20 protein-coding genes and 1 tRNA gene are annotated in these 22,088 nt (G+C 64.4%); 11 read left to right on the forward strand and 10 right to left on the reverse strand.

What is annotated here, in order from left to right; genetic code table 11:
- The first annotated feature begins 176 nt into the window (after nt 1-176).
- Both M1L53_RS22435 and M1L53_RS22440 read left to right on the forward strand, forming a co-directional pair.
- Complete coding sequence (locus M1L53_RS22435; protein ID WP_003945330.1) at nt 177-539, forward strand: DUF3817 domain-containing protein; 363 nt, start codon at nt 177-179, stop codon at nt 537-539.
- A gap of 105 nt (nt 540-644) precedes the next feature.
- Complete coding sequence (locus M1L53_RS22440) at nt 645-1,541, forward strand: tetratricopeptide repeat protein (RefSeq protein ID WP_030537899.1); 897 nt, start codon at nt 645-647, stop codon at nt 1,539-1,541.
- Nucleotides 1,542-1,559: 18 nt separating this feature from the next.
- Here the strand turns inward: M1L53_RS22440 and M1L53_RS22445 are convergent, their stop codons facing one another.
- The 3 genes from M1L53_RS22445 to M1L53_RS22455 are packed head-to-tail and all read right to left on the reverse strand — an operon-like array spanning nt 1,560 to nt 7,233.
- Nucleotides 1,560-3,008, reverse strand: a complete 1,449-nt coding sequence (locus M1L53_RS22445) for a neutral zinc metallopeptidase (protein ID WP_003945377.1) — start codon at nt 3,006-3,008, stop codon at nt 1,560-1,562.
- Nucleotides 3,008-5,209, reverse strand: coding sequence for a 1,4-alpha-glucan branching protein GlgB (gene glgB / locus M1L53_RS22450; RefSeq protein ID WP_054187175.1), 2,202 nt, complete (start codon nt 5,207-5,209; stop codon nt 3,008-3,010). Before glgB ends, M1L53_RS22445 begins: the two co-directional genes overlap by 1 nt.
- Nucleotides 5,209-7,233, reverse strand: a complete 2,025-nt coding sequence (locus tag M1L53_RS22455; protein WP_050656814.1) for an alpha-1,4-glucan--maltose-1-phosphate maltosyltransferase — start codon at nt 7,231-7,233, stop codon at nt 5,209-5,211. The genes glgB and M1L53_RS22455 overlap by 1 nt, the downstream gene beginning before the upstream one ends.
- A 177-nt stretch (nt 7,234-7,410) precedes the next feature.
- Here M1L53_RS22455 and glgP point away from each other — a divergent pair, with 177 nt between their 5' ends.
- Nucleotides 7,411-10,011 (forward strand): alpha-glucan family phosphorylase, encoded by a 2,601-nt coding sequence (gene glgP, locus M1L53_RS22460; RefSeq protein ID WP_007733263.1) that lies wholly within the window; start codon nt 7,411-7,413, stop codon nt 10,009-10,011.
- Nucleotides 10,012-10,079: 68 nt separating this feature from the next.
- Here glgP and M1L53_RS22465 read toward each other — a convergent pair whose 3' ends face one another.
- The 3 genes from M1L53_RS22465 to M1L53_RS22475 are packed head-to-tail and all read right to left on the reverse strand — an operon-like array spanning nt 10,080 to nt 14,122.
- Entirely contained in the window at nt 10,080-12,128 is a 2,049-nt protein-coding gene (locus M1L53_RS22465) for an ATP-dependent DNA helicase (RefSeq protein WP_050656794.1), read from the reverse strand.
- A 9-nt stretch (nt 12,129-12,137) separates the two neighbouring features.
- The gene (locus M1L53_RS22470) at nt 12,138-12,785 is read right to left on the reverse strand and encodes a nicotinamidase (RefSeq protein ID WP_042446164.1); all 648 of its coding nucleotides are present in this window, start codon (nt 12,783-12,785) and stop codon (nt 12,138-12,140) included.
- Nucleotides 12,782-14,122, reverse strand: coding sequence for a nicotinate phosphoribosyltransferase (locus M1L53_RS22475; protein ID WP_054187174.1), 1,341 nt, complete (start codon nt 14,120-14,122; stop codon nt 12,782-12,784). The genes M1L53_RS22470 and M1L53_RS22475 overlap by 4 nt, the downstream gene beginning before the upstream one ends.
- 121 nt (nt 14,123-14,243) lie before the next feature.
- On the opposite strand from M1L53_RS22475, the gene clpS reads away from it, so the two are divergent.
- The 7 genes from clpS (at nt 14,244) to rdgB (ending at nt 19,324) form a co-directional block, all read left to right on the forward strand.
- Complete coding sequence (clpS, locus tag M1L53_RS22480; RefSeq protein ID WP_037132099.1) at nt 14,244-14,555, forward strand: ATP-dependent Clp protease adapter ClpS; 312 nt, start codon at nt 14,244-14,246, stop codon at nt 14,553-14,555.
- A gap of 56 nt (nt 14,556-14,611) precedes the next feature.
- Nucleotides 14,612-15,202, forward strand: a complete 591-nt coding sequence (locus tag M1L53_RS22485) for a DUF2017 domain-containing protein (protein WP_003945318.1) — start codon at nt 14,612-14,614, stop codon at nt 15,200-15,202.
- Nucleotides 15,199-16,266 carry a P1 family peptidase gene (locus M1L53_RS22490; RefSeq protein WP_054187173.1) on the forward strand — a complete coding sequence of 356 codons (1,068 nt, stop codon included), beginning with the start codon at nt 15,199-15,201 and terminating at the stop codon, nt 16,264-16,266. The genes M1L53_RS22485 and M1L53_RS22490 overlap by 4 nt, the downstream gene beginning before the upstream one ends.
- Nucleotides 16,267-16,358: 92 nt before the next feature.
- On the forward strand, nt 16,359-17,018 hold the full coding sequence (locus M1L53_RS22495; RefSeq protein ID WP_007733273.1) for a rhomboid family intramembrane serine protease: 660 nt from the start codon (nt 16,359-16,361) through the stop codon (nt 17,016-17,018).
- A gap of 97 nt (nt 17,019-17,115) precedes the next feature.
- Nucleotides 17,116-17,874, forward strand: coding sequence for a cyclic nucleotide-degrading phosphodiesterase (locus M1L53_RS22500; RefSeq protein WP_007733274.1), 759 nt, complete (start codon nt 17,116-17,118; stop codon nt 17,872-17,874).
- Nucleotides 17,875-17,926: 52 nt separating this feature from the next.
- Nucleotides 17,927-18,712, forward strand: coding sequence for a ribonuclease PH (rph, locus tag M1L53_RS22505; RefSeq protein WP_003945332.1), 786 nt, complete (start codon nt 17,927-17,929; stop codon nt 18,710-18,712).
- Nucleotides 18,713-18,715: 3 nt separating this feature from the next.
- Nucleotides 18,716-19,324 (forward strand): RdgB/HAM1 family non-canonical purine NTP pyrophosphatase, encoded by a 609-nt coding sequence (gene rdgB, locus M1L53_RS22510; protein ID WP_054187172.1) that lies wholly within the window; start codon nt 18,716-18,718, stop codon nt 19,322-19,324.
- Nucleotides 19,325-19,386: 62 nt separating this feature from the next.
- Here rdgB and M1L53_RS22515 read toward each other — a convergent pair whose 3' ends face one another.
- Nucleotides 19,387-19,767 (reverse strand): DUF3817 domain-containing protein, encoded by a 381-nt coding sequence (locus M1L53_RS22515; RefSeq protein WP_003945334.1) that lies wholly within the window; start codon nt 19,765-19,767, stop codon nt 19,387-19,389.
- Nucleotides 19,764-20,171, reverse strand: a complete 408-nt coding sequence (locus tag M1L53_RS22520; RefSeq protein WP_020970031.1) for a hypothetical protein — start codon at nt 20,169-20,171, stop codon at nt 19,764-19,766. The genes M1L53_RS22515 and M1L53_RS22520 overlap by 4 nt, the downstream gene beginning before the upstream one ends.
- Before the next feature lie 234 nt (nt 20,172-20,405).
- On the opposite strand from M1L53_RS22520, the gene M1L53_RS22525 reads away from it, so the two are divergent.
- Nucleotides 20,406-21,125, forward strand: a complete 720-nt coding sequence (locus M1L53_RS22525; protein ID WP_054187171.1) for an aspartate/glutamate racemase family protein — start codon at nt 20,406-20,408, stop codon at nt 21,123-21,125.
- Nucleotides 21,126-21,182: 57 nt separating this feature from the next.
- On the opposite strand, the gene M1L53_RS22530 is transcribed toward M1L53_RS22525, so the two are convergent.
- Nucleotides 21,183-21,264 (reverse strand) — tRNA-Leu (locus tag M1L53_RS22530).
- Nucleotides 21,265-21,337: 73 nt separating this feature from the next.
- Nucleotides 21,338-22,054 (reverse strand): hypothetical protein, encoded by a 717-nt coding sequence (locus tag M1L53_RS22535; protein WP_054187170.1) that lies wholly within the window; start codon nt 22,052-22,054, stop codon nt 21,338-21,340.
- Nucleotides 22,055-22,088 lie beyond the last annotated feature (34 nt).

Raw genomic sequence — 22,088 nt, forward strand, 5'->3', positions numbered from 1 at the left:
CGGCATCGGCGCAGCCGCACTCTGCGGCGGCGGCGGACAAGGCGACGCACTCATCGTCCGCGTCCCCAAGGCCTGAGTGTCTAAATACACCTGAACGAGCGCTCTCGCTCTGCGACGCCCCGTGGTTTTGCTCACACAACTACGGGGCGTCGTAGTTGTTCGGGCACAATGGCCTCATGGCGAACATCTTTGACGTATCCACTCCCGCGAAACGCTTCCGTCTGGTGGCGTGGTGGGAAGCTGTGACCTGGGCGGCCTTGCTGGTTGCCATGTTCTTCAAGTGGGTCCTCGGACACGAAGAAGCGATTCGCATCCCCGGAATGGTCCACGGAACCGCCGGCTTCCTGGTGTTCATCGTTGTTGCACTCCTGACCGCGTGGTCGCTCAAGTGGGACGTCAAGACCACGATCCTTGCGCTGATCTCGAGCGTTCCGCCCTTCGGCACCGTCATCTTCGAACGCTGGGCAGTGCGAAACGGCAAGCTCGGTGAGCTGTCCACGGAGTTCGAGGCGTCCAAGGGCAACGCGGCGCTCGTCTGAGTGCTGCATCCCTCTACGTAGCTTCTCGCAACTCGTGACAAACTGGGAGCCGTGACTCGACCAGGTTCCAGGCCCCCCGCGCATTCGTCCGCAGTTGCTGCCGCCATGAGCGGCGCAGTCGACTTGTCCGCCTTCAAAGAGCGGGCCACGGCCCCACCACCGCCGCGTAACACCAGCGGCGACGGGGCCGTTTCTGCTGTCTCCGGGGCAGTGATCGAGGTGACCGAGGAGAACTTCGAAAGCGAAGTCCTGCTGAAGTCGAGCCAGGTGCCGGTGATCGTCAACATCGGTGGCCGCGCATACGAGCCCTCGGTCGTATTCACCGAAGTTCTCGAATCATTTGCAGCGCGAGCCGGCGGCAAGTGGATTCTTGCCAACGTCGACGTCGACGTGAGCCCTCGTATCGCGCAGGCATTCGGTGTCCAGTCGGTTCCGACGGTTGTTGCTGTCGCGGCTGGTCAGCCGTTGGCCGATTTTCAGGGCGCTCAGCCAGAGGCGCAGCTCAGCCAGTGGTTCGACGCAGTCCTCCAAGCTGTCGAGGGCAAGTTGAGTGGGCCGGTCTCCGACGCGGACGAACCGGTGGAGGAGGTCGAGGATCCTCGCTTCGTGGCCGCTGAAACCGCGCTGGACGAGGGCGATCTCGACGCCGCCATCGCTGCGTACCAGGAAATTCTCGACGCCGAACCCAACAATGCGGAGGCCAAGAGCGCTGTCCGCCAGGTGAAGTTCATGGCTCGGGTTCAGGGTGTCGATCCCGAGTCGATTGCGGCCGCGGATGCTGATCCGTCCGATCTCGAACTGCAGTTCGCTGCGGCCGACCTGGAAATGTTCGCCCAGCAACCCGAGGCGTCGTTCGCCCGCTTGATCTCGGTGGTCTCGCGAACTGCCGGCGACGACAAGGCTGCCGCTCGGACGCGCCTGCTCGAACTGTTCGAACTGTTCGACCCGGCAGAACCGATCGTCATCGCGGCCCGTCGTAAGTTGGCTTCCGCTCTCTACTGACGTGTGGACCGGCAGTCGCTACTCCGTGTAGCGGCTGTCGCACACTTCCCGGCCACCGAGAACGCCGGTCCGGAACGCGTCGACACGTGCGAACCCGCTCGGAACCGTCTCACCGTTGACATCACTGGCAGCCAGGCCGTCGGTCAGCAGCCCCGATACGGCTTCGTCGAGGTCGCCGGGGGAGAGTGTGACCTGTGCTCCGGACGCCGCGGCGTTGGTGGGACTGAGCGCTGCGGTGATGACGCCGGACAGGCAGGCGGCGCGCAGGGCAGTCTGCGGAGTGTCGAGCGATTGGCCGTTCTCCTTCTGCATCGCGAGGGTGTACCTCGACGCGAGCAGGACATAGGCGTTGTAGTCACCGGTGATGTTGGTCTGGATCAACTCGCGTCGCCCGACGCGACCCGGCGTGCCGCGCTCGGCAAGGTCGTCGACGCTGATTCCGATGGTGTTCGTCGACGGGCAGTACGAGACGGGTTCGGTCGCAACGGCATCGCTGCACCCGGTGTCTGCGCCGGTGAACACGACCTTCGGTGGCTGAGGTAGATCGAAGATCGCTTGGAAGGTCTTCACGAACTCGTCGAGAGTTGCCTCGGTGACGGGCAGTTCTCCGGAATCGTTGCCCTCGGCGAACTGCTGCGGGAGGTCTGCACGTCGTGACTCGATTTCGTCGGCGTCCATCTTCGCGCACGCACCGGCGCCGTCGGTGAAGCCGATCTGAGTGGCGGTGACGCGCTCGAACGCCGAACCATGGTGGCTCTCAGGATCATTAGGGTCTTCGTCGCGGATGGCGACCGCCGACGCCAACACCTTGTTGAGTCCGTCGGAGGTGTTCATCGTGAAGTGTGCGGCCTTGTCCTCGGCGACGTGCCGCAAGAAGGCGCCACCGAAACAGTCGGCTTGCTGTTCGCGCACCAGGGCTGCGTCTCGTTTACCGCCGACGATCCCGGCCTTGCGTTGAACGGCATGGCCGTACTCGTGCGCAAAGATGAACGCGACGGCCACTTCACCGAACTTCTCCCGCACCTCGGGCAGCAGCAATTCACGATCCCAACCGATGGTGTGATCGATGCTGCAGTACCCGGCGTTGATGAGTTCTTCGGTGGTCTCCTCACAGAAGTCCGGGCCGTTCGATTCGGTGGGGTCCCACGAGATCAGCTCGTCGACCGGTTCGAAGGGCTTGTCGAACAGAGCCGGGTACTCGGCGGCCCAGTAGGTTTCGATGTCTGTGATGGCGTTGGCTGCCAGCGCGTCGATGTCCCCGCCGTCGGTGCCGGTGATTGCTCGGTCGGCGTTGGGGGCTCCCGGACGCAACCCACTTGGTCCTGCCGTTGCGTCGAGTCCGGCGACGCGGAAGGGATCGTGATAAATCGAGACGGCGTGGCCACTCGTTCCCTGGGCACAACCGGCGAGCAGTGCTGCCACTGCCAACAGTGACGACGTGACAATGACTACTCGCCGGCCGACCATCAACGCTCCAGACTTATCCAAATCGCTCCAGCAGCTGGCAGCGCCACCTGTGCGGAGGCTGGCCGACCGTGCCACGAATGCGACGTTGCTGTGACCGCTCCGAGGTTCCCGACTCCGGAGCCGCCGTACACCTCGGCATCGGTGTTGAGAATTTCCACCCATCGGCCGGGCTCTGGTAGCCCGACGCGGTAGCTCGAGTGCTCACTGCCCGAGAAGTTGAACAGGCAGGCGACAATCGAACCGTCAGTACCGTAACGCAGAAAACTGAGGACGTTGTTCTCGGTGTCGTTGGCGTCGATCCAGGAGTATCCACCGGGCGAGGTGTCGAGGGTCCACATGGCCGGATGACGTCGGTACGCGGAGTTGAGATCGCCGACCAGTCGCTGGACGCCGCGATGGAGAGTGCCGGTGTACTGATCGTCGAGCTGCCACCAGTCGAGGCCGCGTTCTTCCGACCATTCCGCACTCTGACCGAATTCCTGTCCCATGAACAGCAGTTGCTTGCCTGGATGCGCCCACATGTATGCAAGCAGTGAGCGCAGGCCGGACGCCTTGGCGAAGTCGTTCCCGGGCATCCGGGTCCACAGAGTTCCTTTGCCGTGCACCACTTCGTCATGGCTGATCGGTAGCAGGTAGTTCTCACTCCACGCGTACATCAGTGAGAACGTGATCTCGTGATGGTGGTAGGTCCGGTGTACCGGGTCGTGACCGAGGAACCCGAGGGTGTCGTGCATCCACCCCATGTTCCACTTCATGTTGAATCCGAGGCCGCCGACATTGGTCGCCCGAGTGACTCCGGGCCACGCCGTCGACTCCTCGGCGACGGTGACGACTCCTCGATGGTTCTTGTGGACGGTGGCGTTCATCTCCTGCAGGAACGCAACGGCTTCGAGATTCTCGCGGCCGCCGTGAATGTTGGGAGTCCATCCACCTTCCGGGCGTGAGTAATCCAGGTACAGCATCGATGCGACGGCGTCGACGCGCAGTCCGTCGATGTGGAACTCCTCGAGCCAGAAGAGCGCGTTGGCGACGAGGAAGTTCCGCACCTCGCGGCGACCGAAGTCGAATACGTATGTGCCCCAGTCCAACTGCTCGCCGCGACGCGGATCGGCGTGCTCGTACAGGGGAGTTCCGTCGAAACGAGCCAGGGCCCACTCGTCTTTGGGGAAGTGTGCAGGCACCCAGTCGACGATGACACCTATCCCTGCGGCGTGCAGGTGGTCGACGAACCAGCGGAAGTCGTCCGGGGTGCCGAAGCGGGAGGTCGGTGCGTAGTACGAGGTGACCTGGTATCCCCACGATCCACCGAACGGATGCTCGGAGACGGGCAGCAGTTCGACGTGGGTGAATCCGGTTTCGGTGACGTAGACGGCGAGTTGCTCGGCCATCTGCCGGTAGTCGAGTCCCGGACGCCACGATCCGAGGTGCACCTCGTACACGCTCATCGGGGACTGCGAAGGATCGACACCGGCGCGGGTTTCGAGCCAGGCCGCGTCGTTCCACTCATGCGAACTGGTGGTCACTCGCGATGCAGTCGCCGGCGGGACCTCGGTACCGAATGCCATGGGATCGGCCTTGTCGCGAACGGAGCCGTCGTGGCCGTGGACCCGGAACTTGTACAGCGAACCGACTGCGATGTCGGGCAGGAAGAGTTCCCAGACCCCAGTGGATCCGAGGACTCGCATGGGGGCAAATTGCCCACTCCACCCGTCGAAGTCGCCGACGACGGTCACGCCGCGGGCGGCCGGAGCCCAGACGGCGAACGAGGTGCCGTCGACGGGTCCGTCCGGTGTCTCGTAAGAACGCGGATGTGCGCCGAGGATGTCCCACAGTCGTTCGTGCCGACCTTCGCCGAACAGGTGAAGGTCGAGTTCACCGAGAGTCGGCAGGAATCGGTAAGGGTCGGCTGCGAGAACCGTGTGTCCACCCGGGTACGTCACGGAATAGCGATAGTCGATCAGGTCGGGGTAGGGGACCAGAGCCACGAAGATTCCGTTCGAAACATGTTCGAGAGGAAAGTCTTTGCCGCCGATGACGGCGCTGACGGACTCGGCGTTGGGACGCAACGCTCGCAGAACGGTGCCGTCGGCGTGGGGATGGGCGCCGAGGACACTGTGCGGATCGTGATGTTCACCGCGCGCCAACAGCTCCAGATCGTGATTGTCCGGTGCGATACCCGAAGGGAACTTCTCGGTTGACATCACTTGCCTCCACCTGCGCGGTGCGCATTGCGTGCTTGGTAGGCCAGAGAGATCCGGGCCGGATACGGAACCGGTGGGAGCGCGAGGATGTGCGCCACCGAACGCCAGGGCTCGAGGCGGACGAAATTGGCTTGGCCCCAATTGAACTGCTCACCGGTTACCTCGTCGAGCACGGTCATGTGGTCGTGCCATTCGCGTCCGAGCGCCGGCATGTCCAACCAGACGGTGCCCTCTTCTGCAGCGAACGGGTTGAGGTTGATCACCGTCAGGACGGCGTCACCGGTCGAGGCGTCGAACTTCGAGTAGGCGATCAACGCGTCGTTGTCGATGTGGTGAAAGTGCAGGTTCCGCAACTGTTGCAGGGCCGGATGTGCACGCCGGATGCGGTTGAGCGCGGTGATCCACGGCTCGAGAGACTCGCCTCGCGCTGCTGCTTCGGCGAAACGGCGCGGCCGAAGTTGGTATTTCTCGGAGTCGAGGTATTCCTCGCTGCCGGGGCGAACGGCTTGGTGTTCGTAGAGTTCGTAACCGGAGTAGACGCCCCACGTCGGCGCCAGGGTGGCGGCGAGAGCTGCTCGCAGTGCAAACATTCCGGGCCCACCGTGCTGGAGGGACTCGTGCAGGATGTCCGGCGTGTTCACGAAGAGGTTCGGTCGGGCTTCGTCGGCTTTCGCCGCCAGCTCGTTACCGAATTCGGTGAGCTCCCACTTCGCAACTCGCCAGGTGAAGTACGTGTACGACTGCGTGAACCCGCGCCGGGCAAGGCCGTACATGCGCGCCGGACGAGTGAAAGCCTCGGCGAGGAACAAGACGTCGGGGTCGGTTTTCTTGACCTCCGAGATGAGTGTCTCCCAGAAGTTGGGCGGCTTGGTGTGCGGGTTGTCGACACGAAAGATCTTGACTCCGGCGTTGATCCAGTGGCGGACCACGCGCAGGATTTCCTTGTCCAGACCGCGAGGATCGGTGTCGAAGTTGATCGGGTAGATGTCCTGATACTTCTTGGGCGGGTTCTCGGCGTAGGCGATGGTGCCGTCGGGAAGGACGTTGAACCACTCCGGATGCTTCTTGGCCCATGGATGATCCGGGGCGCACTGCAGCGCGAGATCCAATGCCACTTCGAGATCGAGCTTGCGGGCCGCAGCGACGAAGGCCTTGAAGTCCTTGAGCGTGCCGAGTTGCGGGTGAACCGCGTCGTGCCCGCCGTCGACCGAGCCGATGGCCCACGGCGAGCCGACGTCACCGGGTTCGGGAGTGAGAGTGTTGTTGCGTCCCTTGCGGTTGATCTCGCCGATGGGATGGATCGGCGGAAGGTAGACGACGTCGAAACCCATTGCGGCGATGCGGGGTAGGTCTTCGGCCGAGGTTCGGAAAGTACCGTGTTGCGGCACCCCGTTCTCGTCCCAACCGCCCGTCGAGCGGGGGAAGAACTCGTACCACGATCCGAACAGTGCACGGTTGCGATCGACGACGACGGGGTGGGACTCGCCCTTGGTGACCAGTTCACGGAGCGGAGTGGCGCGGAGCAGTTCGGCGACGTCGGAGGCGAAGGCCGGCGCGACGCGAGCAGTCAGCGCCTGATCGCTGCGCAGCGACGCCGTGACGGCCTCGAGCCTGGACCTGTTGCCCCGCGGTACCTCGTGCGCGGCCTGTTCGAACAGGCGCGCACCGATTTCCAGGTCGTTGGCCAACTCGGCCGCCCCTTGCCCGACGGCGAGTTTCGCTTCCACGGCGTGCTTCCAGGTGGCGATGGGATCGCTCCACGCCTCGATCCGGAACGACCACATACCTTCGGCGGACGGTGTGAACACCGCGTCGACGGTGTCCGGTTCGGTGCCGGGGTCCATCGGAATGCGCAGCGGCTTGGTACCGCGCGGACCACGCACGACCAAAGTGGCGGAAATGGCGTCGTGGCCTTCTCGCCACACGGTTGCGTGCACTGGGAAGACTTCACCGACCACGGCCTTTGCCGGATAGTTACCCGAGATCTCGGGTACCACGTCGTCGATACCGAGGCGTCCTGACACGGGAAGCTCCATTTCTGGTGATGGATCGCGGTAAAACTTTCTTTCGCCGGGTTCAACCGTAGTGGGTGCGGCGCTGGAGTGCTGATAACGACGAATTCGGGTCTGTCGGTGGTCAGGTCGGCTCGGGCGTTCGGTTCCACCGGACAGAGTGCAAGGAACTCGACTAGGGTTCGCGGGGTGAAAGCCTTGCGTCGGTTCACTGTCCGAGCCCACCTTCCGGAGCGCCTCGCCGCGCTCGGCCCCCTGTCCACCAACCTTCGGTGGTCGTGGCATCCCGAGACACAGGATCTGTTCTCGCGACTCGACCCCGAACTCTGGCAAGCAGTCCAGTTCGATCCGGTCCGCATGCTCGGGGAAGTCGACCCCACCCGTCTCGACGAACTCAGCAGTGACGAGGCATTTCTCGGTGACCTCGACACTGCAGCAGCCGATCTCGATGCTTATCTGAGCACCCCGCGTTGGTATCAGTCCCAGCAGGCCAAGGGCACATCGTTAGCCGGCGGAATTGCGTACTTCTCCATGGAGTTCGGAGTCAGCGAAGTTCTGCCCAACTACTCCGGTGGATTGGGCATCCTGGCGGGCGATCACCTCAAGGCCGCGTCCGACCTCGGGCTGCCGCTCATCGGCGTCGGACTGCTCTACCGATCCGGCTACTTCCGCCAGTCGCTGACCGCCGACGGTTGGCAGGCCGAGCACTACCCGCCGCACGACCCTCAAGGGTTGCCTCTTCGTTTGCTGACGGACGCAGGCCCGGCTTCCGAAGACGGATCGCCGGTCGTCATTCACGTCGCCATGCCCGGTGGCCGGGTGCTGCGTGCGCGAGTGTGGATCGCTCAGGTCGGACGAGTGCCGTTGCTGCTGCTCGATTCCGACATCGCCGAGAACGACGCGGATCTGCGCGGCGTCACGGACCGTCTCTACGGCGGGGACCAGGATCACCGCATCAAGCAGGAGATCCTCGCGGGTATCGGCGGCGTCCGCGCGGTGCGCGCCTACACCGCGGCGTACGGATTGCCCGATCCCGAGGTGTTCCACATGAACGAGGGGCATGCCGGATTCCTCGGCATCGAACGGATTCGGGAACTTGTCACCACCAGCGGTCTGGACTTCGATTCGGCTCTGGCCGCGGTCCGTGCCGGAACGGTCTTCACGACGCACACTCCGGTTCCCGCCGGAATCGACCGCTTCCCGGCGGATCTGGTCCGTCACTACTTCGGCGGAGCGAACGGCGAGAACGAATCGAGTTTGCTTCCCGGCCTGACCGTCGACCGCATCGTCGGGATGGGGCGTGAAGCCGATCCTTCGATCTTCAACATGGCGCACATGGGTCTTCGCCTGGGCCAGCGAGCCAACGGCGTCTCGAAGTTGCACGGCATCGTCAGCCGCGACATGTTCAACGGTCTCTGGCCGGGCTTCGACGCCGACGAGGTGCCGATCGGTTCGGTCACCAACGGTGTTCACGCGCCGACGTGGGCGGCGCCGGAGTGGATGGACGTGGCCAGGCGGATCGTCGGTCAGGAGCAACTCGAAGAAGCACGCGGGTGGGAGCGCCTGCACGAGTTGTCGGCAACCGAACTGTGGGAAACACGTAATGCGTTGCGCGGCAAGTTGGTCGACGAAGTTCGTCGTCGCGTCCGAGCGTCCTGGCTCGAACGCGGCGCGACCGAGGCCGAACTCGGCTGGACCACTGGAGTATTCGATCCCAACGTCTTGACAGTCGGATTCGCCAGGCGCGTTCCGACGTACAAGCGGTTGACGCTGATGCTGCGTGATCCCGAGCGTCTGCGTGCGATGTTGCTCGACGAGAAACGTCCGGTGCAGTTGGTGGTGGCCGGCAAGTCGCACCCCGCCGACGACGGCGGTAAGGCACTCATCCAGCAGGTCGTGCGGTTCGCCGACGAAGCGGATGTGCGTCACCGCATCGTCTTCCTGCCTGATTACGACATGTCGATGGCCCGCTACTTGTACTGGGGCTGCGACGTGTGGCTCAACAACCCGCTTCGCCCCCTCGAGGCGTGCGGTACTTCCGGCATGAAATCCGCGCTCAACGGCGGCCTCAACCTCTCCATTCGCGACGGATGGTGGGACGAGATGTACGACGGCGAGAACGGGTGGGCCATTCCGACGGCCGACGGTGTTCTCGACGACGTGCGGCGTGACGATCTGGAAGCCAGCGCCCTCTACGAACTTCTCGAGCACGCGGTACTGCCGACGTTCTACGACCGTGATGCAGCCGATCTGCCGACGCGCTGGGTCGAGAGGGTTCGCCACACCCTCGAGAATCTGGGCCCGAAGGTGTTGGCATCACGCATGGTTCGTGACTACGCCGTCGACTACTACGCCCCTTCGGCGGAATCAGCTCGAGCGGTAGTGGCGGATGATTTTGCCGGCGCGCGTGAGGTGGCCGAGTTCCGTCGTCGCATCGAATCGCAGTGGCCGTCGGTCGTCGTCGAGCAGGTGGACGGTTCCGGCTTGCCGGACACCCCGGAGATCGGTGCGACCATCTCTTTGAAGGCCAAGGTCCGCCTCGGCGGCTTGTCGGTCTCGGATGTGGAGGTTCAGGCAGTCCTGGGACGCGTCAGCCCAGGCGAGGAACTCACCGACGTGGTGACGTTCCCGATGACGCACTTCGGCGCCGAGGACGGAACCGAGATCTTCGAAGCCGAGGTTGCGCTTCCGGTCTCCGGCTCCGTGGGATACACCGTGCGGGTGCTGCCGCATCACCGGTTGTTGGTCGATGCGTCCGAACTCGGGTTGGTGACCACTCCGAGCGTCTGACGTATTGCATTCTGCCCCGGTCCGTTCGGTCGGTACCGGGGCAGAATTGTGCCCGCGTGAGAACTGGGTCAGGGACGTGAGTCGCGGATGCGGGTGAGTGCCTTGCGGACGACTTCGGGGTTGGTCGTCTCCCAGAACGGAGGCAGCGATGCGCGAAGGTAACCCGCGTATCTCGCCGTGGCCAGACGCGGATCGAGCACGGCCACCACACCTTTGTCGTCGGTGCTACGAAGCAGGCGACCCACGCCCTGTGCCAGGAGCAGCGCCGCGTGATTGGCCGAGACGCTGAGAAAGCCGTTACCGCCATGGGATTCGATAGCCTGCTGGCGAGCCATCAACAGTGGGTCGTCCGGGCGCGGGAACGGAATCCGGTCCAAGATGACGAGGCTCAGTGACGGACCCGGAACATCGACGCCTTGCCACAGGGACAACGTGCCGAACAGTGACGTGGGTTCGTCCTTGGCGAAGGCCTTGACGAGGGTGCCAGTGGCGTCGTCGCCCTGGCACAGGATGGGGGTGTCGAGGCGTTCACGCATCGCCTCCGAGGCGGCTTTGGCGGCGCGCATCGAAGAGAACAGGCCGAGGGCGCGTCCGCCCGCAGCCTCGACGAGTTCGGCGATCTCGTCGAGATAGACCGGGGAGAGGCCGTCGCGGCCGGGCGTAGGGAGGTGGCGGGCAATGTAGATGATGCCGGCCTTTGCATGGTCGAAGGGCGACCCGACGTCGAGTGAGTTCCAGCGGAAAGCCGAAGCGTCAGAAGGTGCTTCGGTGCCGATGGCGGTACCCGAGTCGGGGCGCGCGGACGATTCCGCAGGAAGACCCCAGTTGACGGCGAGACCGTCGAACGATCCGCCGACGGTCAGTGTCGCGGAAGTGAGAACGACGGTGGATTCGGCGAACAGTCGCGAGCGCAGCAATCCGCCGACCGAGAGCGGAGCCATCCGGACGGAGCGCCGCACCGATCCGCGGAACTCGTCCGAGGACAGCCAGACGACGTCCTTGCGCTTGGCCGGGTCGGGTTCGTCGAAAGCGGTGAGAATACGCACTGCACTGTCGTGGACGTCGTCGACGGACGAGAGTGCGGCGTTGCGGGCCGCAGCGGCTTCGGGATCTGCAGCAGCCATACCCGGTTTGGCCGGACCGATAGCGGTGCGCAGCGACCAGGCCGCGTCGCGGATCGCAGCCAGTGCGGGTGCCGCCCCGTCCGGGAGGCCTTCCCAGCGACCTGGGCGCAATTCCTCGAGGAGTCCAGCCCACCCCTCGCCGGCAGCTTCGAGGCGATCGGCATCCTGCTCTTCGGCGATCTTGCCGCAACGCCGGGCCGCGGCACTGATCGAGGCGGCAGTGAGATCGGCCGTGGCGACGCCGGTGACGCGGTCGACCAACTCGTGGGCCTCGTCGATCACCACGACGTCGTGGTCAGGCAGGATCTGGATGCCGGTGATGGCGTCGATCGCGAGCAGTGCGTGGTTGGTGACCACTACGTCGGCCTTCGACGCCTCGACTCGGGCGCGCTCGGCGAAGCAGTCCTCACCGACCGGGCACTGGTTCTTACCGATGCATTCGCGGGAGGTGACACTGACCTGCCGCCACGCCTGATCGGATACGCCCGGCACCAATTCGTCCCGATCACCGGTTTCGGTGTCGGAGGACCATTCGGTGAGGCGGACGACCTCCCGGCCGAGACGCGAGACCGTGAACGGATCGAACAACTCGTCCTCGGGTGGCTGCTCGGACGCGCCGGTATGGATCTTGTTCATGCACAGATAGTTGTTGCGGCCCTTGAGGATTGCGAACTCTGCGCGTCGGCCGAGTGGCTTCTTCAGGGCATCGGCGAGCCGAGGCAGATCTCGGTCGACGAGCTGACGCTGCAGCGCGATGGTGGCGGTGGACACGACCACGGTGCGTCCCGATTCGACCGCGTGGCGCAGGCTCGGAACGAGGTAGGCGAGCGACTTACCGGTACCGGTGCCGGCCTGGACGGCCAGATGCTCGCCGGTGTCGATCGAGTGCGCCACGGCGGACGCCATCGTCAGCTGACTGGTTCGTTCGGCACCGCCGAGCGACCGCACCGCTGTCTGGAGCAGTTCGGGAACGTTCGGGAGTTGATCGGCCACCCACGAAGGTTAATGGATCCCTACGTCAGAAACGTCCACGGATGATTCCCGGGGTGGTTCCCCGGCATTCGAGTCTTCTTGCGACGAGGCCTCGTCTCGCCCGATCAGCTGCACTCCCGCCTCCCGCATCTGCACCAATGCCGACTCGATCGTGGCGGTCGACACACCAGCGGTGAAGGGGAGAAGGACAGTCGTGGCGAACCCCGCGCGCGCGGCATCGACGGCCGTGGCCTTGACACAGTGATCCGTGGCAATTCCGATCACGTCGACGTCGGTGATCTCGTGGGCGCGGAGCCAGTCCTCGAGCGTCGTGCCGTCCTCGGCTGCTCCTTCGAAACCGGAGTAGGCCGCGCTGTAGGCGCCCTTGGAGAAGATCGCCGACCCGGCGACGGAAGCGTCGAACGCCGGATGGAACTCGGCGCCGGCTGTCCCGACGACGCAGTGAACCGGCCAGCTGTCGATGAAGTCGGGATTCTCGGAGAAGTGCGCCCCAGGGTCGATGTGGAAATCGCGAGTCGCGACTACGGCGTCGTACTCGTGGGAGTTGACGAAATCGTTGACGGCTCCCGCAACCGCAGCACCGCCGTCGACTGCAAGAGCTCCACCTTCACAGAAATCGTTCTGAACGTCGACAATTATCAGTGCTTTTGCACTCACTGGTGCTCACCTCCGGTGAATCGAACGGGCACAGCCGAGTCTCCGCGCGAGAGCTTGAGGCCTTCCCACGGCAGGCTCACGAGCCCTGCCTTCAGAACTGCTCTGCTCTCTTCGAGCGTCGGCGCGCTGTCGACGACCTTGCCTTCGCGAACCAGCGGGATCAGCAGTTCGGTCGCGCCGTCCGCATCGGAGACAGGTGACGGTGATCCGGCGGGGTAGATGACTTCTTCGACGATCGTTCCGGTCGGACGCACTACGCGCAGTGCCTTCTTTGCGCCGCCGCGAGATGCCTTGTTGGTGCTTCTCTTCTCGACCGCGATTCCGTCGACCTCGACAAGTTTGTAGACCATGCCGGCGGTGGGGGCGCCTGATCCGGTGACCAGGGAAGTGCCGACGCCGTACGAGTCGACGGGTTCGGCGCGCAGAGCCGCGATCGCGTACTCGTCCAGGTCGCCGGAGACGACGATGCGTGTTTTGGTAGCACCGAGATCGTCGAGTTGTTGGCGTACCTGACGAGCAAGAACGCCGAGATCGCCGGAGTCGATGCGAACCCCGCCCAGCTCGGGACCGGCAACGGCGACAGCCGTTTTCACACCCTCGGTGATGTCGTAGGTATCGACGAGCAACGTGGTGGATACGCCGAGTGCCGCGACCTGACCGCGGAATGCCGCTGCCTCGTCCGGACCGTCTTCGGTGGTGTGCAGGAGAGTGAAGGCGTGCGCGCTGGTACCTGCACTGGGTACGTCGTGACGCCGCGCGGCTTCGAGGTTGGAGGTGGCGTCGAAGCCGGCGAGATACGCGGCACGTGAAGCGGCGACGGCGGCCTGTTCGTGTGTACGACGCGAGCCCATCTCGATCATCCGTCGACCGCCCGCTGCGCTCACCATGCGGGCTGCGGCCGAAGCGATCGCGCTGTCGTGGTTGAGGATCGAGAGAATCAAGGTTTCGAGGATGACGCACTCGGCGAACGTTCCGCGGACCGAGAGGATCGGTGATCCGGGGAAGTAGAAATCTCCCTCGCGGTAGCCGTCGATGTCACCGGAGAATCGATAGTTGCGCAGCCACTCGACGGTCGTGTCGTCGAGAAATTTTGCAACGATCGCCAGTTCAGGTTCACCGAACCGGAACTGCTCGAGTGCGTCGAGAAGGCGCTCGGTACCGGCGACGACGCCGTAGCGACGGCCGTCTGGCAGCCGCCGTGCAAATACCTCGAAACTGCAGTTGCGGAAGGCAGATCCGTCGGCGAGAGCCGCCGAGAGCATGGTCAGTTCGTACTGATCGGTGAGCAGTGCGGTGCTGGCACCGGCGTCGCGGATGTTGGAAATTTGCGTAGGCACGCACACAACTCTATGCGCGAGACGACGTGGGTGGGTGTTGTCGCCTCTCGTCGCGCCGTACCCTGGATACATGGTTTTCGGCGGCGCGACCGTGTCCGGCACTTACTCGGCGAACGTAACGATGAGAGGCGCTACGGCTTCCTCTCCTCAAGCCACGCCCGAGCAGTCGGAGGCTGTTTCGACCATCGAAGCCGCAGATCGGCCCTGGGTGACCATCGTCTGGGACGACCCGGTCAATCTCATGCATTACGTGACTTACGTGTTCCAGAAGTTGTTCGGCTACAGCAAAGCCAAGGCCACCGACCTGATGATGCAAGTCCATTCGGAGGGCAAGGCCGTGGTCTCGAGCGGTTCGCGCGACAAGATGGAGGCCGATGTTCGTCGCCTCCACGCTGCCGGTCTCTGGGCCACGATGCAACGCGACGACACCTGAGAAAAGCACTTTTTCGACCGATTTGTTCGCCTAACTCGTAGACGGGAGTCCGACGCGTGCGGACGTGGAGTAGGAAGAGTTCACTCGGCGGAGTGAAGTTCAAGTCCGAGATGGACGGCCACGAGGCGGCGGTTCTGCGCTCGCTCGTGGAGTCGGTGACCGGGCTTCTCGACGAGCGCGCGTCTTCGGCGCCGCAAGACGAGCTCGCCGCGCTGACGGGTCTTCGTACCGGAAATTCGGAGACGCCCGACAATCCGGTGTTGGCGCGATTGCTTCCCGACTTCCAGCGCACCGATCCGGACAAGGTCGCTCCGGACAGTGACGATCTCGACGACGCCGGCGCCAATGTCAACGGCGCGCTGCGCAGTTTGCACGAACCCGAGATCATCGACGCCAAGCGTGAGTCCGCTCGCATGTTGTTGGCTTCGCTTCCGGAGGCCGGCGGCAAGGTCGTTCTCACGCAGGAACAGGCCGACGCCTGGCTGTCCTCGCTCAACGACGTCCGTCTCGCGCTCGGAACCAATCTCGGCATCGACGCCGACACACCGGAGAGCCTCGAACCCGACGACCCGCGAGCCCCGCATCTCGACGTCTATCACTGGTTGACGTGGATGCAGGACTCCCTCGTCCAGGCGCTCATGCCATGACCACGACGCGGACCGGGCCCACTGATTCACTGACAGATGTCGCCGGCCTCGCCGTCGGTCATCACCACAATCTCGACGAGGGAGCCACTCTCGGAAGCGGCGCAGCCACCGGCTGCACGGTCGTGCTCGCGTCGGCCGGTGTGGTCGCCGGAGTCGACGTCCGGGGCGGCGGTCCGGGTACCCGCGAGACCGATCTGCTCGACCCGAGCCATTCGGTCCAGCAGGTCAATGCCGTGCTGTTGACCGGCGGTAGTGCCTACGGACTTGCCGCGGCCGACGGAGTGATGCGCTGGCTCGAGGAACACGATCACGGGATCGCGATGGGCGCTCCCGGCCAGGTGGTACCGATCGTGCCCGGCGCCGTGATCTTCGATCTGCCGGTGGGGGACTGGACCGTTCGTCCGACCGGCGATTTCGGATTCCTCGCTGCCGACACTGCTTCGCGCGAATTCGCCACGGGCACGGTCGGCGCGGGGGTAGGTGCCAGAGCCGGAGCGCTCAAGGGTGGGGTGGGAACGGCCAGCGTCGTGATCGCCGACGGCCCCGCCGAGGGGACTACGGTCTCCGCCTTGATCGTGGCGAATCCGGTGGGTTCGGTCTTCGACCCCAGAACAGGCCTGCCGTGGGGCGTCGGCTCGGACGGCGCGGAGTCGTTCGGCCTCAGGCTCCCCGACGCGTCCGAACTCGCGGCGGCCAACGCCGTTGCAGCCAAGGGAACTGTCCTCAACACCACGATCGGTGTGGTCGCCACTGACGCCGCCTTGACGAAAGCCGGGTGCCGACGCGTCGCCGTCGCAGGTCATGACGGCCTGGCCCGAGCGATTCGGCCCGCACATTCGCCGCTCGACGGCGACACGATCTTTGCGCTCGCCACCGGTGATCACACTCCGAATTCGGAGATCACGGTTCCGGACGCTTTCCCGAACGATCTGCCGATACTCGACGCGGTGTGCGCGGCTTCGGCCCAGGTGGTCGAACGTGCGATCGTCACAGCGATTCTCGACGCCACGTCGGTAGCCGGAATCCCGAGCTACCGCGAACTCTTCCCGTCCGCATTTCTCTAGGCAGCACTCCTGGAATCGGCGGTAATCTCGAATTGAGCCTGGTCGCGAGTGACCGGATCAGAAGACCGGATCGACGGTGGAGGACGCACACGATGACGATGGATTTCAACAGTCCGGACTTCGGCACCCGGACGCCGGCACCGAAATCCGGTCCGCCCTCGGTGTGGAAGCAGTCGGCCGTGTTGGTGGGCGGCTTCGCGATCCTGCTCTACGTGATCGAGATCGTGGATGTCATCTCCGGTCAGAATGTCCAGAACGCCGGCGTCACCCCGCGCACGCTCGACGGCCTGTGGGGAATCCTGTTCGCCCCGGTGCTGCACGACGACTGGGGTCATCTGATCGCCAACACCATTCCGGTGCTGATCCTCGGATACCTCGTGCTGGTGTCGGGAATTGCGCGGGGACTCGCGGCGACCGGCATCATCTGGGTGATCGGCGGCGTCGGGACCTGGTTGTTCGCCGGCTCGAACTCGAATCACGTCGGTGCGTCCGTGCTGATCTTCGGCTGGGTCACCTACCTGCTGGTGCGCGGGTTCTTCACGCGGAGCTTCACACAGATCCTGATCGGCGTTGCCGTCTTCGTCGTGTACGGCGGAGTGCTGTGGGGCGTTCTGCCGAGCGATCCACGGGTTTCCTGGCAAGGGCATCTGTTCGGAGCGATCGGCGGCGTGGTTGCTGCCTGGGCGCTGACGTCGGGGGAGAGGGCCAAGCGCGCCGGGTCGGCGCCGGCCGTTCGACCACCGAGTTTCTGAACGGACGTGGGTCACACCCTCACTGCGGTGTGACTTCGACGCGCCAAAACCACCAAGAGCTTTTTCCCAGACGGGTAGACGTGGCAGCATGACCGGTATGCGCATGACCGTCCTGGGGTGTTCCGGCAGCGTCACGGGTCCGGATTCACCGGCTTCGGGATACCTGCTCACGGCACCGGGAACTCCGCCGCTCGTGATCGACTTCGGCCCGGGAGTTCTTGGGGCGTTGCAGCGATACGCCGATCCGGGCGAGGTGACGATCCTGCTTTCGCACCTTCATGCGGACCACTGTCTCGACATGCCCGGCCTGCTCGTCTGGCGTCGCTATCACCCCAACCCGCCGGTCGGCCGGGCTCTGGTTTACGGCCCCACCGACACCGCGTGCCGCATCGGAGTGTCCTCCGCCGAGTGCGCCGGCGAGATGGACGACATCTCCGACACCATCGACGTCCGGCTCTGGGCCGAGAACGAGCCGGTGACGTTCGGTGAACTGAGCGTCGTCGCCCGCCGGATGAATCATCCACCCGAGGCTTACGGTTTCCGGATCACCGGCGCCGACGGCCGCGTCCTCGTCTATACAGGCGACACCGGTATGTGCGACAACGTCGTCGAACTCGCGCGTGGTGCAGACGTGTTGCTCTCTGAAGCGTCGTGGACCGACAGTCCGGATCGCCCCGAGGGAGTTCACCTCTCCGGTAAGGAAGCCGGCCGTGTGGCTGCCCTCGCCGGCGTCAAGGAACTTCTCCTCACGCACATCCCGCCGTGGACATCGCGTGAAGACGTGATCGCCGAAGCGAAATCCGAATTCTCCGGACCGGTCCATGCCGTCTCCGCCGGAAGTGTCTACGACATCTGATTCCCCTCACATTCGGTGCAGCGCTCACCGGGCGACCGCTAGGCTCACGAAGGTGACTACACGAGAAGACGGTAGGGCGGACGACGAGCTCCGCACGGTCAAGATCACCCGCGGGTTCACCAGTCATCCGGCCGGATCCGTTCTGGTCGAGTTCGGGAACACTCGCGTCATGTGCACCGCCAGCGTCGAAGAGGGTGTACCCCGCTGGCGCAAGGGCTCCGGCTTGGGTTGGCTGACAGCCGAATACGCGATGCTTCCCGCCGCCACGCACACGCGCAGTGGCCGCGAATCGGTCAAGGGCAAGGTCGGCGGCCGCACGCAGGAGATCAGTCGACTCATCGGCCGATCACTTCGAGCGTGCATCGATCTCGCGGCAATCGGTGAGAACACCATCGCCCTCGACTGTGATGTCCTCCAAGCCGACGGCGGCACCCGCACCGCGGCAGTGACGGGGGCATACGTGGCCCTGGTCGACGCCGTGACGTACCTGCGCGCCGCCGACCTGCTCTCCGACCCTCAGCCCATCTCGTGTGGCATAGCGGCCGTCAGCGTCGGCGTCGTGGACGGACGAGTGCGCCTCGATCTTCCGTACGAAGAGGATTCGCGTGCCGAGGTAGACATGAATGTCGTGGCCACCGATACCGGCACGCTGGTGGAAATTCAGGGAACCGGTGAGGGCGCCACCTTCCCACGCTCGACGCTGGACAAGCTGCTCGACTCCGCTCTGGCTGGTTGTGAGCAACTTTTCGAGATCCAGCGTCAGGCGTTGGCCGAGCCGTATCCCGGGGTGCTACCCGAACCGAAGAATCCGGAACCCAAGAAGAAGTTCGGTGCCTGAGCTGTGAGCGTACGAGTATTGGTTGCCAGCCGAAATGCCAAGAAACTGAAGGAACTTCACCGGGTGCTCGACGCCGCTGGAGTGAACGGAATCGAACTGGTCGGGCTCGACGAGGTCCCGCCGTTCCCCGAAGCCCCCGAGACCGGAGCGACGTTCGAGGAGAATGCGCTCGCCAAAGCGCGTGACGGAGCAGCTGCAACCGGAATGCCTTGCATCGCAGACGATTCCGGTGTCGAGATCGGCGCACTCAACGGTATGCCGGGTGTGCTGTCCGCGCGGTGGTCGGGTACTCACGGAAACGACGGCGCCAACACGGCTCTGGTCCTGGCTCAGCTGGGAGACGTGCCGGACGAGCGTCGAGGCGCGGCATTCGTCTCCGCCTGTGCACTGGTGATCCCCGGCGGCGACGAGACCGTCGTGCGCGGCGAATGGTGCGGGGTGATCGGCCGAGAACCAGCCGGCGACGGGGGCTTCGGATACGACCCCATCTTCCGTCCGGACGGCGACACCCGCTCTGCCGCAGAACTCACCCCGGCCGAGAAGGATGCGGCGTCACATCGAGGGCGCGCGCTCGTGCAGCTCGTTCCGGCTCTGGCGGCGCTGGCCGGCTGAACCGAATCCGAAAAGTAGAGCCCTGAACGCGTCTGCGTTCAGGGCTCTACTTTTCGGAACTCTCAGAGCTGATAAGCCTGCTTCACCTGGGCAGTCCGCTTGTGCTCGAACACGAACGACAGGAACGGGATCGTGCCGGCAAGCGCGGTGGCAACCGTCGTACCGGGCTTCCATCGAGCCTTGATCGCCAAGTCGATCGTGAACACGAGATAGAGCATGTAGAACAGGCCGTGGATCTGGCCGATGTAGAACAACCACGACGGCGCGTCCGCCGAATTGTCGAGAATCAGGTACTTGTAGACCATCTCACCGGTCAGGAACAGCAGCCAGAGGCCGGTGATCCAGGCGAGAACGCGGTATCGGACCAGCGCCGACGCAACCTTCTTCTGCTTTTCTGCGTTGACTGCGGGGGTAGCGATGCTCGCTTCCGAACCGGTACTCACGTCGTGCTCCTATCGGACTCGCGAGCGGCGAGCTGCGCAAGGTAGTCGTTGTATTCCAGCATTTGGCGGGCTTCAGGGTCGTCGACGTCGAGGTTCACATCGTCGAACTCGGCCCGCGGGCGTTGCGGCAAGAGGTCGGCGGGAATCTCACGCGGCTCCGCGGCGGCTTCCTCGGCTTCGGCCTCTTCGGGGTCCACGTCTTCGAGCTGAACGAACTTGCGATACGCGTACACGACAAACGCCGCGAACAGCGGCCACTGGAACGCGTACCCGAGATTCTGTCCCGAGCCTCCGACGGCTTCGAAGCGCTCCCACTGCCACCAGCCGAGCGCGAGGCAGCCGGCAGCTGACACGATGACCAGCAGAATCAGCGCAGGTCGGCGTTTAGTAGCGTTCTTGGACACACTAAGACGGTACCTGAGAGCTATAGTGCCTCGCCCTGCGATCTCCGACACGGTGTCGTAGAAGCCGTGCCACGGCGTGTCGTAGAGGCCGTGCCACGGCGTGTCGTAGAGGCCGTCCCGCAGCACCTGTGCGCTATGCCCATCCTCACCCGCAACGCCAGGGCACTGAACACATTCTCCCGGCTGTGCTGCATCGATAACCTCGGCGCGTATCCGAAAGCAGGGGAGTGTTTCATGCACATCAGAGTGATTCGCCCGGTCATCGACACCACACTGACTCCGGCGGTGACAGCCGAGGTGGAGCACTGGGCGGCGCCCGGCACGACGGTCGACGTCGTTTCGCTGCCTACCGGTACGGCGAGCATCGAGTCCGAGTACGACGAGGCACTTGCCGGCCCCGGGATAGTGCAGAGGGTCGAGGAAGCGGCTGCCGACGGCGTGGACGGTGTGTTCATCACGTGTTTCGCCGATCCCGGAGTGCATGCCGCCCGAGAGGTCATCGACGCACCGGTGGTCGGCGGCTTCGAGCCGTCATTTCTGACAGCGATGAGTCTGGGCGATCGCGTCGGTGTCGTGACTATCCTGCCGAACGTCGTGCCGATGCTGCGATCGCTCACTCGGCGGTATGGGCTCGATAGTCGGCTGGGCAGTATTCGAGTCGTGGACATGCCGGTGCTGGGCCTCACCGATCGGGAGGAACTGATCGATCGACTGGCCGCTCAGGCGTCTGTGGCAGTGGAGAACGGCGAGGCCGATTCCGTCGTTCTCGGTTGCACCGGGATGCTCGGTGTGACCAGTGCAGTCCGAGACAGGCTGCATGGCAAAGGGATTCACGTTCCGGTTGTGGATCCGACGGCGTCGGCGATCACGTGGTTGGAGAGCTCGGTCCGTTTGGGGCTGACGCCGAGCCGGACGACATACATGACCCCGCCGGTCAAGGCTCGAAAGCGCTGAGCCTGATCTAGAACCGAAAAAGCCCCGCCGGATCTGATCCGGCGGGGCTTTTCGTTGTGCGCGAGGGGGGACTTGAACCCCCACGTCCTGAGACACTGGAACCTAAATCCAGCGCGTCTGCCAATTCCGCCACTCGCGCGCGGAATTCAAAGGATACGCGAGTGGAATCGCTCGCGGGCACACCACCCTGGTCGGGATGTGCCCGGGCGCTCTCACGCCGTTGTGGCAAGTGGATCCGCTGCCGGCGGCGTAGCGGATCTCTCCGATCGGCGCGGTTGCTCAGCGGTGCGTTGATATCGCCACGCAGCGTGGGTGAGTGTTGGAACATCGACATCGAGATGTTCGGCAACCGCAACGAGCAACTCGGCTGCGTCGGTGCTCGACAACAATTTCTCGCTACTGCTTGCTTCGGTGGCGAACCGTGCAAGTAGATCTATCGAAGTTACCGTCAACCTCCCGGACAGGAACATCAGTGTCTCGAAGGTCCTGGGGCCGAGCCCCGGAACGGAGACGACTGCCGAACGGAGGCTTTCGGTGTCCTCGACGTCGGCACTGGACCGGCAACCGGATTCGACGAGCGCCTTGGCCGCACGAGCCGCACCCTCGGCCTTGGTGAAGTAGTTGCCCGGCACGCGCTGGCGATTGCCGAGAATCGTTGCGAGCTCGTCGCCACGGTCGGTGAAGGCGGCGAGAGCGGGCAAGCTGTCGAGGCGATCGTCGGCGGCTACCGAGCGGTGTGTGCGCCAACGGTCGACGACGGCGCGGACTCCGGTCTTCGGTGTTCCATAGGCGGCGCGCGACGAGAAGATCGCATCGAGAAGGGCGGCTTCGGACTCGCGCGGCCATCCCTGGTTCCAATGCGGCCACGCCTCGCACGGAAGCTCGGCGCCGATGAATTCGGCCGCTCTGACTACGTCTGTGTCTTTCATGATTTCTCCCCCCGAGAAGTTGTCCGGTGTGGAC

Source organism: Rhodococcus sp. T9N, from assembly GCF_024436645.1.
Taxonomy (GTDB): domain Bacteria; phylum Actinomycetota; class Actinomycetes; order Mycobacteriales; family Mycobacteriaceae; genus Rhodococcus_F; species Rhodococcus_F qingshengii.

Excerpts from the sequence above, each read along its gene's own strand:
- M1L53_RS22435 (WP_003945330.1), top strand. The coding sequence starts at position 177 with ATGGCGAACATCTTTGACGTATCCACTCCCGCGAAACGCTTCCGTCTG.
- M1L53_RS22440 (WP_030537899.1), top strand. The coding sequence starts at position 645 with ATGAGCGGCGCAGTCGACTTGTCCGCCTTCAAAGAGCGGGCCACGGCC.
- M1L53_RS22445 (WP_003945377.1), bottom strand. The coding sequence starts at position 3,008 with ATGGTCGGCCGGCGAGTAGTCATTGTCACGTCGTCACTGTTGGCAGTG.
- glgB (WP_054187175.1), bottom strand. The coding sequence starts at position 5,209 with ATGTCAACCGAGAAGTTCCCTTCGGGTATCGCACCGGACAATCACGAT.
- clpS (WP_037132099.1), top strand. The coding sequence starts at position 14,244 with ATGAGAGGCGCTACGGCTTCCTCTCCTCAAGCCACGCCCGAGCAGTCG.
- M1L53_RS22490 (WP_054187173.1), top strand. The coding sequence starts at position 15,199 with ATGACCACGACGCGGACCGGGCCCACTGATTCACTGACAGATGTCGCC.
- M1L53_RS22495 (WP_007733273.1), top strand. The coding sequence starts at position 16,359 with ATGACGATGGATTTCAACAGTCCGGACTTCGGCACCCGGACGCCGGCA.
- M1L53_RS22500 (WP_007733274.1), top strand. The coding sequence starts at position 17,116 with ATGCGCATGACCGTCCTGGGGTGTTCCGGCAGCGTCACGGGTCCGGAT.
- M1L53_RS22525 (WP_054187171.1), top strand. The coding sequence starts at position 20,406 with ATGCACATCAGAGTGATTCGCCCGGTCATCGACACCACACTGACTCCG.
- M1L53_RS22535 (WP_054187170.1), bottom strand. The coding sequence starts at position 22,054 with ATGAAAGACACAGACGTAGTCAGAGCGGCCGAATTCATCGGCGCCGAG.